This is a genomic window from Chelativorans sp. J32, assembly GCF_000518985.1.
Lineage (GTDB): Bacteria > Pseudomonadota > Alphaproteobacteria > Rhizobiales > Rhizobiaceae > Chelativorans.
Window position 1 is genome coordinate 21,676 of the sequence record NZ_JAEQ01000019.1, and the last position, 14,653, is coordinate 36,328.

General features: G+C 60.8%; 13 protein-coding genes. 3 read left to right on the forward strand and 10 right to left on the reverse strand.

What is annotated here, in order from left to right; all coding sequences use genetic code 11:
• Nucleotides 1-19 precede the first annotated feature (19 nt).
• From CHEJ32_RS0119630 to CHEJ32_RS0119675, 10 genes are all read right to left on the reverse strand, one after another.
• Entirely contained in the window at nucleotides 20-598 is a 579-nt protein-coding gene (locus tag CHEJ32_RS0119630; protein WP_028035316.1) for a peroxidase-related enzyme, read from the reverse strand.
• On the reverse strand, nucleotides 595-1,086 hold the full coding sequence (locus tag CHEJ32_RS0119635) for a CMD domain-containing protein (protein ID WP_028035317.1): 492 nt from the start codon (nucleotides 1,084-1,086) through the stop codon (nucleotides 595-597). The genes CHEJ32_RS0119630 and CHEJ32_RS0119635 overlap by 4 nt, the downstream gene beginning before the upstream one ends.
• 30 nt (nucleotides 1,087-1,116) lie before the next feature.
• The gene (locus CHEJ32_RS0119640; RefSeq protein ID WP_051469781.1) at nucleotides 1,117-2,049 is read right to left on the reverse strand and encodes an ABC transporter ATP-binding protein; all 933 of its coding nucleotides are present in this window, start codon (nucleotides 2,047-2,049) and stop codon (nucleotides 1,117-1,119) included.
• Entirely contained in the window at nucleotides 2,042-3,058 is a 1,017-nt protein-coding gene (locus tag CHEJ32_RS0119645) for an ABC transporter ATP-binding protein (RefSeq protein WP_028035319.1), read from the reverse strand. The genes CHEJ32_RS0119640 and CHEJ32_RS0119645 overlap by 8 nt, the downstream gene beginning before the upstream one ends.
• Complete coding sequence (locus tag CHEJ32_RS0119650) at nucleotides 3,055-3,912, reverse strand: ABC transporter permease (protein WP_028035320.1); 858 nt, start codon at nucleotides 3,910-3,912, stop codon at nucleotides 3,055-3,057. The genes CHEJ32_RS0119645 and CHEJ32_RS0119650 overlap by 4 nt, the downstream gene beginning before the upstream one ends.
• A 7-nt stretch (nucleotides 3,913-3,919) precedes the next feature.
• Nucleotides 3,920-4,837 (reverse strand): ABC transporter permease, encoded by a 918-nt coding sequence (locus tag CHEJ32_RS0119655; RefSeq protein WP_028035321.1) that lies wholly within the window; start codon nucleotides 4,835-4,837, stop codon nucleotides 3,920-3,922.
• Nucleotides 4,838-4,934: 97 nt separating this feature from the next.
• The gene (locus CHEJ32_RS0119660) at nucleotides 4,935-6,410 is read right to left on the reverse strand and encodes an NAD(P)-binding domain-containing protein (protein ID WP_051469782.1); all 1,476 of its coding nucleotides are present in this window, start codon (nucleotides 6,408-6,410) and stop codon (nucleotides 4,935-4,937) included.
• Between the two features lie 126 nt (nucleotides 6,411-6,536).
• Nucleotides 6,537-8,042 carry an ABC transporter substrate-binding protein gene (locus CHEJ32_RS0119665; protein ID WP_034658812.1) on the reverse strand — a complete coding sequence of 502 codons (1,506 nt, stop codon included), beginning with the start codon at nucleotides 8,040-8,042 and terminating at the stop codon, nucleotides 6,537-6,539.
• 30 nt (nucleotides 8,043-8,072) lie between these two features.
• The gene (locus CHEJ32_RS0119670; RefSeq protein WP_028035324.1) at nucleotides 8,073-8,924 is read right to left on the reverse strand and encodes an alpha/beta fold hydrolase; all 852 of its coding nucleotides are present in this window, start codon (nucleotides 8,922-8,924) and stop codon (nucleotides 8,073-8,075) included.
• Nucleotides 8,925-9,061: 137 nt separating this feature from the next.
• Nucleotides 9,062-9,700 (reverse strand): GntR family transcriptional regulator, encoded by a 639-nt coding sequence (locus CHEJ32_RS0119675; protein ID WP_028035325.1) that lies wholly within the window; start codon nucleotides 9,698-9,700, stop codon nucleotides 9,062-9,064.
• Between the two features lie 136 nt (nucleotides 9,701-9,836).
• On the opposite strand from CHEJ32_RS0119675, the gene CHEJ32_RS0119680 reads away from it, so the two are divergent.
• Genes CHEJ32_RS0119680 through CHEJ32_RS25390 form a run of 3 tightly spaced genes read left to right on the forward strand, consistent with a single transcriptional unit; the run spans nucleotide 9,837 to nucleotide 14,610 of the window.
• Nucleotides 9,837-11,912: a hydantoinase/oxoprolinase family protein gene (locus CHEJ32_RS0119680; RefSeq protein ID WP_028035326.1), complete on the forward strand. Its 2,076-nt coding sequence runs from the start codon at nucleotides 9,837-9,839 to the stop codon at nucleotides 11,910-11,912.
• Nucleotides 11,909-13,573, forward strand: coding sequence for a hydantoinase B/oxoprolinase family protein (locus CHEJ32_RS0119685; RefSeq protein WP_028035327.1), 1,665 nt, complete (start codon nucleotides 11,909-11,911; stop codon nucleotides 13,571-13,573). Before CHEJ32_RS0119680 ends, CHEJ32_RS0119685 begins: the two co-directional genes overlap by 4 nt.
• Nucleotides 13,570-14,610: an NAD/NADP octopine/nopaline dehydrogenase family protein gene (locus CHEJ32_RS25390; RefSeq protein WP_051469783.1), complete on the forward strand. Its 1,041-nt coding sequence runs from the start codon at nucleotides 13,570-13,572 to the stop codon at nucleotides 14,608-14,610. Before CHEJ32_RS0119685 ends, CHEJ32_RS25390 begins: the two co-directional genes overlap by 4 nt.
• The last annotated feature ends 43 nt before the right edge of the window (nucleotides 14,611-14,653 follow it).

Consider the following 14,653-nt stretch of genomic DNA (forward strand, 5'->3'; position numbering starts at 1 on the left):
TAGTCCTCTTTCTTCATGATCACTTGGTTTCGACGGGCGTCGAATGACCGAGCGTGTGCATCAACCGGTTGGCCCAGCCGAAAATGGCCGCGGCATGGATGAGATCGACGATCTCCGCTTTCGACATCCCCTGATCCAACAGAGCCTGCGCCTGGTCCTTCGTGACCCTTGAAGGGGTTTCCGACAGGCTTCTGCAGAAATCAACGATAGCCTGTACACGAGGCTCGAACGGTCCGTCGAGACCCTTCAGGTAAATGGCCTCCACCACGTCGGAACGCCCGGAGAGCTCGATATAGCGGCGCGCATGTACGGATGCGCAATAGACGCAGCGATTGACGGCCGAGGCGACAAGCGCGCCGAGTTCGCGTTCCGCGCGATCTAGGCCGCCCTTGGCATACATGATCGCGTTGAAGAGCTTGGTGCGCGCCACGTAGGACTCTGGATCATGCGCGAGCGTGCGCACATAGGGCGAGACTTTCGTGTTCGAGGGCGTGACCTGCATGGCGGCCAGCTGCTCCTCGCTCGCCGTCTCCACGCTGACTGGTTCTATATAGGGCGCCCATGAAAGCGCCTTTACCTTGAAGCGCTGTGTGCTCATGCGATTTCTTCCAGGACTTTTAGCCCCGCGATGACGCGGGCTTCGAAATTCACGAAAGCGATCAGTTCGGAAAGGGCGATGATCTGCGGATTCGTGAGGCCGGCTTCTTCAAGCCGCTCGATGTCGGCGCGGGTGCAGTCGCGAGGCGATTTGGTCACCAGGTCGGCATGGCGAACCAACGCGATCGTGAAGCGGTCTGCCGTGGAAGGCAAATCATCACCTGCGGCAATCGCCGCAAGGAGTGCGTTTCCTTCATCCTCCAGCAATGCCTCGTAAGTAGACGCAAGCTCACCAAGCCCAACCATGCGCGCCATGCGGGCAGCAAGTGCGGTGCGCATAGAATGGGTTATTCCAAACCCTGCGTGCGGTCGGAGAACGGCTTCCCGGCAGATCTCCGTACCTTGCACGAAATCCGGACGTTCCCGCCGGATGCCGTACAGTTCGGAGGCCGGCTCCAAGCCGGAGAGGATGTCTATCTGGTCGGACATGTCACTCCTTGGGGAAACGAGAAAACGGCCTCAGCCGCGCAGCACGAAGTGCCCGTCGCCTACCGGTTCAAGCACGGCTGATTGCGGCGGCAGATTGGCGTTCACGTCGAAGGCGATGGGATGCCGTTTGCTTTCCAGGTCCGGGTCCGGAATCGGGATCGCCGAGAGAAGCGCGCGCGTGTAGGCGTGCTGGGGATTCTCGAAAATCGCCTCGCAGGGGCCGATTTCCACGATCCGGCCGCGCAGCATGACCGCCACGCGATGGCAGAGGAAACGGATCATGGAAAGGTCATGCGCTATGAAGAGATAGGCAAGCCCCAACTCGTCCTGAAGGTCCTGGAAAAGATTGACGATCTGCGCCTGGATCGAGACGTCGAGCGCGGTGATCGGTTCATCGGCGACGATGAAGGCAGGATTGAGCGCGATTGCCCTAGCAATGTTCACGCGCTGGCGCTGGCCGCCTGAAAATTCATGCGGGTAGCGTTTCATGAAGGCTGGATCGAGCCCAACTTTCCTGAAGAGAGCAGCCACCTTGTCCTGACGCTCGGACCTGTTCGGGCACACGCCGTGGACGATCAAGGGCTCGCTCACGAAATCGCCGACCGTCATGCGCGGATTGAGCGAGGCGTAGGGATCCTGGAAGATGATCTGCATGTCCCGGCGGTAGGGCCGAAGCAGATGCTTGGACAAGCCGGTGATGTTGCTGCCCTTGAAGAGGATGTCGCCGCTGGTCGGCGCTTCCAGTTGCAGGAGCACACGGCCCGTCGTGGATTTGCCGGAGCCGGATTCGCCAACCAGCCCCAATGTTTCTCCAGGCATGACTGCGAAGCTGACGTCGTTCACCGCCCTCAGCTGTGGCTTGGCTGCGCCGAGCAGGCTGCGCTCTCCGCCATAGGTCTTGCAAAGCCGCTCCACCTGAACGAGCGGTGCAGGGCTTTCCTGAGCGGTGACCATTTCAGTCATGGGATGCCGCCTCCAGCTTTGCGAGTTCTTGCCTGAGGTCATACCAGGCGGCAACCTTGTGGCCGGAAACGCTGTCCGCAGCGTCGACGAGCGGCGGGGTTTCGCGGAAGCAGCGCTCGGTGGCAAACCGGTTGCGCGGAGCGAATGGGTCTCCCACGGGCTCGCGCGTCATGTCCGGCGGATTACCGGGTATCTGATAAAGTCGCTTCACTCCGCGCTGGCTCCCATGGGGAAGAGATTTGAGGAGCCCCCATGTGTAGGCGCTGCGGGGATCGTTGAAGACTGCACGGACCGGGCCGCGCTCCATGATGCGGCCGCCATACATTACCTGCACGGTATCGGCGAGGCCTGCAACCACGCCCATGTCATGCGTGATCCAGATGACGGTGGTGCCGATCTTCTTCTTGAGGTCGCGGACGAGTTCCAGGATCTGGGCCTGTACGGTGACGTCCAGCGCCGTTGTCGCTTCGTCGGCGATCAGGAGTTTGGGATTGCAGGACACGCCTATGGCGATCATGACGCGCTGGCGCATCCCACCGGAAAATTCGTGCGGATACTGGCCGGCGCGGCGCTCCGCGTCGGGTATGCCTACGAGTTCAAGGAGTTCGACGACCCTCTTTCGGGCCTGACTGGCAGACAGGCCGAGATGCCTTCGCAACGGTTCGGCGATCTGGCGCTCGATCGTCAGGACGGGGTTGAGCGAGGTCATCGGGTCCTGGAAAATGAAGCCGATCTCCTTGCCTCGGAGGTCGAAAAGCTCTCTTTGCGACAGCGCCAGCAAATTCCTGCCGTTGAAAAGCACCTCGCCTCTCACGACCCGCCCCGGAGGCATCGCGATCAGGCCGACCATGGACAAAGCGTGCACGCTTTTGCCCGATCCGGATTCACCTACGATTCCCAACGTTTCTCCTTCCGCGAGCGTGTAGGAGACGTCGTTCACCGCGTGAACCGTGGCCGAGGCCGTATTGAACTCGACGGTAAGATTACGGACTTCCAGAAGCGGTTTCATCGGGACGTCCTCAGCTTCGGATCGAAATAATCGCGCAGCCAGTCTCCCAGAAGGTTCACGCTGAGAACGGTGAGCAGGATGGCGATGCCGGGGAAGGTGACGATCCACCACGCGGTGGAGATATAGACGCGCCCGTCCGACAGCATGCGTCCCCAGCTGGGGTTCGGCGGCTGGATTCCGAGGCCCAGGAAGGAAAGCGCCGCGTCCATGATGATGATGCGGGCGAGCTCCAGGGTGGCGATGACGAGCGCGGGCGTGAGCACGTTCGGCAGGAGGTGGCGCAGCATGATGCGCCATGTGCCGGCACCGATCGCATGGGCGGAGAGGATGAACTCGCGTTCGCGCAGGGCAAGCACCTGACCGCGAATGATCCGCGCGTAGCGCAGCCAACTCGTCAGCGCGAGAACGATAATGAGGTTGCGCGTGGAAGGCCCGAGCGCGGCCACGACCAGGAGTGCCAGCAGCATCAGCGGTAGGGCGAGCTGGATATCGACGATCCGCATCAGAACCCGGTCGACGATCCCGCGATAATAGCCGGCGATGATGCCGAGCAGGACGCCGACCACGCCGCCGAGGACAACGGCCGAGCACGCGACGATCAACGTGACCCGGCTGCCATAGACAATGCGCGAGAGGATGTCGCGGCCCAGCTCGTCAGTACCGAGGGGGTGTGCGCCGGGCGAGAAAAGGCCTGTCCAGGTGGGTGGCGCCATGCGCGCAAGGAGATCCGAACGCGTGGGCGAGGGGAGGCCAAGAAACGGCGCAAGGATCGCCGCAAGGACGAAGACCGTCACAAGGACGAAGCCGAATAGTCCGGCGCGGCTTTGCAGAAGCGCGGAAAAGAAGGATTTCATGAGTTCCTCACCGCTGGCGAATGCGTGGATCGAGCACGCCATAGAGGAGGTCGACCAGCAGGTTTGTTACGACGAAGATCACGGCGACCAGCGCCACGCCGGCCTGGATGACCGGAAAATCCTGCGCCTGGATAGCCTGCATGATGACGCGGCCCACTCCCGGCCAGGCAAATACCGTCTCTATGACCACCGACCCTCCGAGAAGCTCGCCGGCAATGATGCCGATCATGGTCACGACGGGAATGAGAGCGTTGCGTGCAATGTGCCAGAAGAAAACGGTTCTCGGCATCAGCCCCTTTGCGCGCGCTGTCCGCACATAGTCTTCGCGCATGATGTCGAGAAGGGAAGAGCGCAGGAGGCGGGCGATCGAGGCCGACACGAAGACCGAAAGCGTGAGGCCTGGCAGGATGAGATGGGCAAGGCTTCCCGAGCCTCCGGTTGGGAGCCAGCCCAGTTGCACGGAGAAGAACAGGATGAGCATGATGCCCAGCCAGAAGACCGGCGTGGCCTGCCCGAGAAGGGCCGCCGTCATCACGACGAATTCCGAAATCGTGCCGCGGCGCAGCGCCGCGATGGCGCCTGCCACAGCACCGATGAGCGTGCCGAAGAAAAGAGCCGTACCGGCGAGCATGCCTGTCGCCGGCATGCGTTCGAGCACCACGTCGAGCGCCGGCCGCGTATGCTGGAAGGAGATTCCAAAATCCCCCCGCAGCATGGAAAGGAGCGCAATGCCGTATTGCTCCAGGATCGGCCGATCGAGGCCGAGTGCTGCGCGCAAGGTGTCGATATCCTGCTGGCTCGCGCCCATGGGCAGCAGAAGCACTGTCGGATCGCCCAGCACACGGCTGACGAAGAACACGATCGTCACCACCCCCCAGATGGCCAGGGCGGCTTCAAACAGTTTAGAGAGGAGGTAGCGAGCCATTAAAGCCTCGCCCTCGCAAAACGCCGCGCTCGCACGACCGGGCTTACACCCGAAGGCGGTGCAGGGCACACGGGATCAAACACGGTGCTCAACCTTTTCATCCTGCGGTATCTTGCTCCAAAACGGCATTCTCTCCGGCATCTGCCCATTCGTCGCCCAGCAGTTCAGGCGTGTCGAAGCCAACGAGGCGTTCGAAGTGAAGCTGGCAATCGGCCACGAAGAGGCTTCGAGCGATGCTCTTGGCCAGGCGGTTTGCCCCGTCGCTAACGGCGGGAATATCGCCGGAAAGCTTTCCGTGGCTCAGTGTGGCCGGATAATTGAAGCAGTGGATCTGCTTGAGGGCGGGGCAGCTTCCCGGTGTCTTTTCGGTGAACTCGAAACCGGTACCCAGATAGGGCGAAGTCGCAAGCTCGCTGTTGTCCATCCCCGGCTGCGGCGTGAAGCTGTCCTGCCAGAAGCGAATGTACGGCGCGAAGTGTTGCAGCTCGGGCCGCTGGGAGAGGTCAACTTTGAACCCGGTCGCAAAGATCACGAAATCGAGGTCAAAATCTCCCTTAGGGGTCTTGATGACCGCTGCTCCGCCGCGTTCCTCGAAGCCGATGACCGGCGTGCCCAGATGGAAGCGGGCGTTCGGATGGCGGGAGACGCGAAGCGTGGAATCCCGAGGAGGCGGGGTCTGGGCGCGCAACACGTAATCGAGAAATTTCCATTTCCATGCATCTTCAAGGCCGGCGAAGCCGTGAACCACTCCCTGGCTTGAGATGCCGGTGAACTTGTTCACCCGGGGCAGATCCTTGCGGCGTATGAAAAGGTCGAGGCTCGCCGCTCCTTCCTCCAGCGCCGTGGCGGCATTGTCCATGGCGGAAGCGCCCGCGCCGACGACGCCGATCCGTTTCCCCTTCAGTTGCGCGAAGTCGATATCGTCGGCCGAATGGGCCCAGAATTTGCGGTTCACGGTCCGCACGAAGTCGGGCACATGGCCGCCGCCCAACCCGTCGCGACCGGTTGCAAGCACGACATGGCGCGCATAGAGCGTCTCCACCGAACCAGCGGCATCGTCTCGCACCGCGATCTCGATGAGGTCGTCACGGGCTGGCTTGAGTTCCAGGACGGTGACGCGGTTACGGACGGGAAGCGACAGGACCTTCCTGTACCAGACCAGGTATTCCATCCACTGGGTTCTCGGTATCTTGCCGAGCGCCTCCCAGGCCTGCTCGCCAAATTGCGCCACATACCACGCCCTGAAGGTCAGGGCCGGCAGTCCGAGTGCAGGTCCCGTGAGCTGCTTCGGCGAACGCAGCGTCTCCATCCGCGCGAACGTCACCCAGGGGCCTTCCAGTCCCTCGGGAGCGCGGTCTAGGCAGACGGTGTTGGTGATGCCGAGCAATTTCAGGCTGGCAGAGGCGACCAGTCCGCACATGCCGCCACCGACGATGGCGACGTCCAGAACCCGCCTTCCGTTGAACTCCGTTACCGGCACCCATTCCGCTGCCGGGAGCTGCAGGTAGGAAAGGTCTTCGGCAAGCCTCTTCTCGAGGTTGGCAAGCCCCTCAAAGGACTTTTGCTGAATCAAGTTTCTTGCTCCTGTCTTCCGACGCAAGCTCGGGGTGGCCCGATCGCAGGCGATCGGGCCATGTGGAACATCATGCGGTGGCTTCAGTCGAGCTGAATTGGCCGATGGCTTGCGCCATCCGCAACGTTAGTTCCTCAGCGTCATGTCGAACGCACGCACCCAGTCGTCGCCCCGCGACTGCCAGCTGATGCGCTTCGAAATGCCATAGGTGGCCGGCTGCGCATAGAGGAACAGAGCGCCTGCCTCTTCGCACATCAGCTTGGTGGCGTCGGCATAGATCTTCTTGCGCTCTTCCGGATCCACCGAGGCACGGCCCTTGTCCAGGAGAGCCCCGAACTCGGCATTGTTCCAATAATCGTAGACATTTCCGGGAGCAAACATCGTCAGCATGCCATCGGCATCGATCGTGGGCCAGGCGAGCCCCTGGACGGCGATTTGTGCCAGGTCGCGCGCCTTCAGCTGTTTGTTCATGAAGGCACCGAACTCGATTTCGGTGATCTTCACATTGAGGCCCACCTCCTGAAGCTGGGAAGCGATGACCTGGGTGACCTCCTCGCCCTGCAGATAGGTACCGACGGGGATCTCGATCTCGATTGGCTGGCTCAGGTCCACGCCGGATTCGGCCAGAAGCTCCTGCGCCTTTTCGGGATCATAGGGATAGGGCTTCAGGTCAGGATTGTAGCCGAAATAGGCAGGGGTCAGGAGTTGGCAGTTGGCAACCGTCGCATTGCCGTCAAAGATGGCCTGGGCGATACCTTCCTTGTCTATGGCATAATTGATCGCCTGACGGAGCTTCAGATTCTCCATCGGCGCCTTCTGGTGATTGAACTTGCCCAGCATCATGCGGATGGAGTCGATCGCGCCCGCCTCGGCGGCGCCTCTCTCATTGATCCGCTTGATCTCCGTGGCAGGCACGCCCGTGATAAGATCGACCTCGCCGGCTTCCAGTGCAGCGGTGCGGGCCGCGGATTCCGGAATAGTGCGGAAGATAACCGTCTCGAATTCGGGCTTCGGCCCCCAGTAGTCCGGATTGGCCGCAAGGGTGATGTGGTCGCCCGGCACATTCTCTTTCACCACATAGGGACCGCCCGACATGGTTTCGTTCGCGGGATTGTGGGTCTTCGCCCATTCCGGCGGCAGCAGGAGGAACATCGAGAGCTGGTCGGCCAATGCCGGGTATGGCGAGGAGGTCTTTACTTCGACAGTCGTTTCGTCGATTGCGGTCACCTCGGAGACCAGTTCGAACCAGGCTGCAATGCGTGCTCCCACGGCGTCGTCGCGCACGCGGTCGAGATTCCATTTCACCGCGGCCGCATCCAGCTTTTCGCCATTCGCGAAATGTGCACCCGATTTGAGCTTGAACCGCCAGGTGGTCGGATCCGTCATCTCCCAGCTTTCGGCGAGCGCCGGCTGGAGCTTCAGATCGGGACCGCGGAGGATAAGCGCGGGATAGATATGGCTCAGAACGCTGAGGTCGGAGCCGACGGAAGCGGTCATGTGCGGATCAAGAGTGTTCACTGCCACCCGCAAAGCGATGGTGACGGTATCGTTCTCCTGCGAGAGGGCCGGTGATCCGATCAGCGCAACCGCCGTTGCACCCATAAACACTGTAGTGCGGAATATCCCATTCATTTTGGTTCCCTCGTTCTTCTCGATTGCCTCTTAGCTTTGGGATGGCTGTGTGCGGGCCAGAAAATCCCGCACAGCGGCGACGACCACGTCGTTCGCTTCGATGTGAACAGCGTGATTGGCGCCCGGCACTTCCAGCAATTCCGCATTGGGAATTTTCTCTGCGATCAGCCGGGAGTGGTTGGGCGGGCAGATCCAGTCTTCCGCCCCGCAGATCACAAGTGTGGGGACCGCGATGTCCTTGAGCTGGTCCCGGACGTCATAAATGCGCTCGGCAAACAGCGCATTGTGGGTTTCGGCATGCAAATGCATGGTCCGGGTACGTTCCAGGGCCGCATCCGGATCGAAATTCTCGTAATAGAGCGGCTGGAGCGCAAGCCAGATAAGGCGCAGCTCCATGTCGTCCTTCACCTGGTCGGAGAAGAGCTTCTCCAGCATGCGCACAGAAGCGCTCGGCGCCTTGTGGAGACGCTGCTTGAAGGTGACGAATGCGTCATCCTCGTTGTGGTGGCTCGCAGCGGTGCCCCGCAGGATGAGTCGTGACAGCCCTTCGGGATGTCTTACCGCATAGGTGAGCGCGATCATGCCCCCAAACGAGCCGCCGAGGAGAATGATCTTGCGACCGCCGCAAAGATTTTGGCGGAACGCTTCCACATCGTCGGCGAACTGCTCGAAAGTGTATGGCGGCGTCAGGCTCGTCTCGCCGCAACCGCGCTGATCGTAGGCGATCAGGCGATAATTGTCCGAAAGCGCCTTGTACGCGGAGAACTCTCCGCGGCGATCGCCGATGCCTCGGCCTCCATGAAGGGCTACGATGACGTCTGCATCTTCATCGCCGATATCGTCGTAGACGAATGTTGCCCCGTTGAGTGTCACTGTCGGCATCTTACTCCTCCGGACATGCAGCCGAGAGCTGGGCGCCGATGCTTGGCGCCAATCTCATACTAAAAAGATAGAACATTAAATGGCGCCAATTTCAAATATAATTTTTCCGGGTTGCCTGACGTCCTTAGAATCGGAGTCTACCGATCACCGGATCCGAAGTGGTACTGGCTCACATGCCGCTCGGTGATCATGCGCAGGCGATCCGCGTCTTTGGTGCGCAGAGCTTCGATCATTTCGAAGTGATCCCGCGCCGAGCGTTCAAGCTTTGCAGGGGTGTTGCTCGCCCGCTGTGCGGCAAGGGGGACACGCATTCGCAAGTCCCAGATGATTTCCACCATCACCGAATTTCGGCAGGATTTAAGCAGCTCCCGGTGGAAGGCATGGTTCGCGCTGTCCTGCTCCAGGACCGTACCGGTCTTGACCGTTTCTGCGAACACGCTGGCGAGGTAGGAAAGGCGCGCCAGGGATTCATCTGTAATATTTTGAATCAACTCCTCGACAACGGACATTTCCACAAGCGCGCGTGCGCGCAGGATATTGTGGACATGTTCGCTGTCGATGGGAGGCACGTAATAACCGCGATTGGGGATATGCTGAACCACCTTGCGCGAATGGAGCTGCTCCAGCGCGTGACGCAAAGCGAGACGGGCGCATTTGTAGCGCTGCTCCAGATCGATCTGCTTGAGCCACATCCCGGGCGCAAGCGCGCCGCTATAGATGTCGGCTTCGATCAGTTCGGCGAGAGAACCTGATTCTCGAACCGCGCTCGTACTCACAAATCCTCCATCCGTTGCTGCGACTGCACGTCCGAAAAGACGCGGACAAATTTTCTAGCACAACTTTCCTTGGTTGACATTGGCTAATTTTGGCGCCAATTTTTGAACAAATCCAATCAGACCCAAAGAGGCTTGCTTGTTAAAGGATAGGGGTTCCCGTTTTCGGGTCGGCGTCGATTCAGGCGGTACTTTCACTGACATCTGCATATTCGACGAGGAGAAATCGGAAGTCTTCGTCTGGAAGATCTCCAGCACTCCGTCCGATCCCTCGGAAGGCATTTCGGAGGGTGTCGCACAGGGCCTCGGTGCTATGCCCGGGGGAGGGGATCCGGCCTCCGTCGTTTACTTCGGCCACGGCACGACCGTGGGCACCAATGCGCTCATCCAGGGGCGCGGCGCCGATTGCGGTTTGATCACCACCGAAGGTTTCCGCGACGTTTTGGAAATCGGCCGGCAGAAGCGTCCCGAACTCTATTCGCTCCAGAGCGTAAAAGCACCGATCCTTGCCACGCGTGACAAGCGCATGGAGGTGCGCGAGCGGGTCCTTTTCGACGGTACGATCGCCCAGGAACTCAATGAGGACGACGTCCGGAACGCCGTTCGTGAACTCAAGGCGAAGGGCGTCAAGGCAATCGCCATCTGCACCCTCTTCTCCTTTATCGAGCCCGGGCACGAGAAGCGCATTCGCGAGATCGTTCTAGAAGAGATTCCGGATGCGTTTTTGAGTGTGTCCCACGAGATCGCACCTGAATTCCGCGAATATGAGCGGACCTCCACCACGGTGGTGAACGCCTATCTCGGACCCGTGATGCGCACCTATCTCGACCGCCTCACTCCGAGATTGCTGGAGGCCGGCATTTCCGCCGAGCCGCATCTGACGCAGAGCAATGGCGGTGTCATTTCCTGCGAAACGGCGAAGAACCAGCCGGTGCGTACCGTGCTCTCCGGGCCGGCCGCTGGCGTCACCGCGGCCGTCGAGCTCGGCCGGGCCACGGGCATCGAGAACCTCATCACCTTCGATATGGGCGGAACGTCGAGCGATGTCGCGCTCATCGATCGCGGCCAGCCGCAGATGGCGAACGATATCGTGGTCCACGGCTATCCCCTGAAAGTGCCGATGCTGGATATCCACACCGTCGGTGCTGGGGGAGGCTCGATTGCGTATGTGGACAATGGCCTCCTCAAGGTTGGGCCGCGCAGCGCCGGCGCCAATCCCGGCCCCGTCTGCTACGGGCTCGGCAATGAGGAGCCGACCGTCACCGACGCCAATATCGTGCTCGGCATCCTGAACCAGACGCACTTGCTCAATGGCCGGATGGCGATCGACGCAGAAGCTTCCAAACAGGCTGTGGCGCGCTTGGCCGAGCAGCTTGGCATCGGTGTGATGGAGGCTGCACAAGGTATCATTCGCGTGGTGACCGCCAATATGGCAAAGGCCATCCGGGTCATCTCCGTGGAGCGTGGCTACGATCCGCGCGATTACACGATGCTGGCGTTCGGCGGGGCGGGCCCGATCCATGCCGCGCGCCTTGCCAAGGAACTTGAAATACCGAAGCTTCTCATCCCGAAGCACCCCGGCATCATGTGTGCCATCGGTCTTCTTCAGGCAGACCTGCGGACGAACATCTCGCTCACCCGTATGTCACCGTTGTCGCTTGAAGCTCTGCCGATGATCGAGGCTGGTTTCGCACAGCTTCGCGAGCGTGCGGATGAGTGGTTCGAGGCGGAGGCGATCCCGCCTGCGGCGCGCACGCTGCGGCTTGCGATCGATGTGCGCTATGGCGGCCAGGCATATGAATTGACGATCGACTGGCCGGAAGATTCCACGGGCGAAGCACTGATCAAGGCGATCAGGGAGCGGTTCGAAGGCGCTCACAAGCAGCTCTACGGTTATATAGCCGAGGAAGAGCCGATCCAGGCGACGACGCTACGCGTCGAGGCGATCGGCCATGTGCCGAAAGCCGAGCTGAAGCGCTATCCGCCTGCTGCCGGAAAGGCTGAGGACGCCATCGTCGGAACGAGGAAAGTATATCTGCCCGAACTCGGCAGCTTCACGGAATGCCCCCTCTACGAGCGCGAGCGGCTCGGGCCCGGGCATGTCGTGGCCGGCCCCGCCGTCGTCGAGCAGATGGATTCCACAACATTCATCCTCCCTGGCCAGAAAGCCACGGTGGATCCTTACCTCAATCTCCTGATCGAGTGGAAAGCATGAACCAGAACTCCAATCCTACTGCCGCGTCAGGCCTTTACGTCGATCCCGTCACCGTGGAGGTGATCGGCAGCGCGCTTTCCACCATTGTAGAGGAGATGGGCAAGGCAATCGTCCGCGCCGCTTACTCCACAAACATCAAGGAGCGGCAGGACTGCTCGACGGTGCTTTTCGACGCGGAAGGCCGCACGATCGCACAGGCCGAGCGGATCCCCATCCATTTGGGCTCTCTCCTGGGGATCGCGGAATATGTGCTGAAGCATGTCGATATCTCGACGGTCGAGCCGGGTGACGTGTTTGTCGGCAATGACGCCCATACCGGCGGCGGCACGCATCTCAATGACATCGTGTTCCTCGAGCCGGTCTTCTTCGAGGGGGAGCTGGTCGCATGGGTCACGAATCTGGCGCACCATTCCGATTTCGTCGATCGCGGCCATAAGCATATCTTCCAGGAAGGCCTGCGCATCCCGCCGATCAGGCTTTATAGAAAGGGTGTCCTGCAGCAGGACGTCATGGATCTGATCCTGTTGAACTGCCAGGTGCCGCGGGAACGCATCAACGACTTCCGCGCGCAGATGGCGGCCAATCGGCTGGGCGTCCAGCGTTATCAGGCACTGTGCACCAAATACGGCAAGGAGGTCGTGAAGGCGGCGAGCGCCGAAATCCTGAACTATGCCGATCGCAAGACGCGCGCGGGCATAGCGAAGATCCCGGACGGGGTTTACGAGCATAGCTGCCGTTTCGATAGCAATCTGGTTGATGAGGTGATGGACCTCAAGGTCAGGATCGAGGTGCGCGGCGACGAGATCTTCTTCGATCTCTCCGGCAACCCGGAACAGGTGCGCGCACCGATCAACATGGTCTATACGGCAACGCTTGCCACGGTCTATTTCGCCGTGAAAACCCTTGTCGACCCCGACATTCCCGCCAATTCAGGCTTTCACCGGCCCATCCATGTCGCCGCGCCGGAGGGCTCGCTCTTCAACGCAGTCGAGCCTGCTGCCGTCTATAGCCGCACAGACCCCGCTCAGCGTCTTGTCGACCTCATCTTTGCAGCCCTCTCCAAGGCAATTCCGGAGGAGGTTTGCGCCGCCTGCACGGGCGGGGGGCTGATGACCTTCAGCGGCATTCATCCGAGGACGAACCGCTTTTACGTCTATAACGAGATGTGCGGCGGCAGCATGGGAGCCCGCGCCGGCAAGGACGGCTTGGATGGAGTGCAAGTGCACACCACCAACACCGCGAATATCCCGATCGAGGCGCTGGAATTCGAACACCCGATCATGGTCGAGCGGTATGAACTGGTGAAGGATTCGGGCGGCCCGGGCCAGTGGCGTGGTGGAATGACCATTCGGCGCAAGGTTAAGGCGCTTGATCATACCGCTACTGTTTCGGCCGGTGGGACCAATGCCATAGTGCCGCCTTGGGGCCTCTTTGGTGGAATGGACGGCACCACGACGAATGTTGAGCTCGGAGAGGGCGTGGCACCGCTTCACAGGCGCGTCGGGCAGGTCGGTCCCGGCCAGTCGATCGCTATGGTGGCGTCTTCGGGCGGGGGATATGGCGATCCGAAAAAGCGCGATCGCGCCCTCGTTCTGAAGGATCTGCGGGAGGACCGCATTTCCGAGGAGGCTGCCCGCGAAATCTACGGCCTGGAACTATGAAGGTCGGCATTGCCGGGTGCGGCGGCATAGCGCTTGGCTATGCCGCCTTCCTTCTGAAGGAAGGACATCAGGTAACGGTCTGGTCTCCCTCCGGCGTCAGTTCCCGCCCTCTCGTTGGCACGGAACTCGAAGTTTCCGGCGTGTTAGAGGGCAGGTTCGCAGTCAAGGTCAGTGCGTCGGCAGCCGAGATGATGGCGTCGTCCGATGTGATCATCATTGCCGTGCCGGGCTATGGTCATCGCAAGGTCATCGACGTCATTGTCCCGTTCGCCCGGGACGGCCAATCCCTCATCGTCAGTGCGCAATTGTCGCTTAGCGCCTATTACCTGAGCCGCGCCTTGGCTGCGCGCGGTATTGCAGCCGACGTCGCCGCCTGGGCGACGACAGTATTGATGAGCCGGCGTACCGGACCCACCAGCATTGCCGTTGGCGGAGTAAGGCAACTGCTCGAAATCGCAGCGCTTCCCGGCGAGAGGGGAGAGGCGTGCCTGGACCTGTGCAGGTCCCTGTTCGGGGAGCGCTTTCGGCTTGTTCCAAACATATTTGCGATTGCCCTCGGCAATCTCAACCCGCCCATCCACTTGGCAAGCGCTCTGTGCAATTTCACGCGGATCGAGAAGGCGGAATACTGGGCGAATTACGACGGCATTACGCCCTCGGTCGCTCGGCTGATCGAAGCGCTGGACAAGGAACGGGTGGCCTTGGCCGACGCCTATGGTGTCAAGGTTCGAACGGTCGAGGAACATTACCGGCTCACCTTCGGGTTCCCCGAAGGACACCCGATCGCCGAGATGGCCGCGATGGTTCACAAACAGCGTCAGGGACCACCCGGTCCCACATCGCTGGAGACGCGCTTTATAACGGAGGACGTGCCTTTCGGGATCGTGCCGCTGGTCAAGCTGGCCGAACGGAAAGGAGTCGCCTTGCCGCTCCACCAGGCGGGTGTCCAGATCTTCAACGCCTTATGCGGGCGAGACTTTGTTCGAGAAAACGACTTGTTGGATGAGATCATCGATCATTTAGGCGCGATGGCCTGACACGTTCGGTCGTTTGCAATGAGGCGTGGATTGGAGTCCAAGC

Coding starts and splice junctions, on each gene's coding strand:
- CHEJ32_RS0119630 (WP_028035316.1), bottom strand. CDS start 598: ATGAGCACACAGCGCTTCAAGGTAAAGGCGCTTTCATGGGCGCCCTAT.
- CHEJ32_RS0119635 (WP_028035317.1), bottom strand. CDS start 1,086: ATGTCCGACCAGATAGACATCCTCTCCGGCTTGGAGCCGGCCTCCGAA.
- CHEJ32_RS0119640 (WP_051469781.1), bottom strand. CDS start 2,049: ATGACTGAAATGGTCACCGCTCAGGAAAGCCCTGCACCGCTCGTTCAG.
- CHEJ32_RS0119645 (WP_028035319.1), bottom strand. CDS start 3,058: ATGAAACCGCTTCTGGAAGTCCGTAATCTTACCGTCGAGTTCAATACG.
- CHEJ32_RS0119650 (WP_028035320.1), bottom strand. CDS start 3,912: ATGAAATCCTTCTTTTCCGCGCTTCTGCAAAGCCGCGCCGGACTATTC.
- CHEJ32_RS0119655 (WP_028035321.1), bottom strand. CDS start 4,837: ATGGCTCGCTACCTCCTCTCTAAACTGTTTGAAGCCGCCCTGGCCATC.
- CHEJ32_RS0119665 (WP_034658812.1), bottom strand. CDS start 8,042: ATGAATGGGATATTCCGCACTACAGTGTTTATGGGTGCAACGGCGGTT.
- CHEJ32_RS0119670 (WP_028035324.1), bottom strand. CDS start 8,924: ATGCCGACAGTGACACTCAACGGGGCAACATTCGTCTACGACGATATC.
- CHEJ32_RS0119685 (WP_028035327.1), top strand. CDS start 11,909: ATGAACCAGAACTCCAATCCTACTGCCGCGTCAGGCCTTTACGTCGAT.
- CHEJ32_RS25390 (WP_051469783.1), top strand. CDS start 13,570: ATGAAGGTCGGCATTGCCGGGTGCGGCGGCATAGCGCTTGGCTATGCC.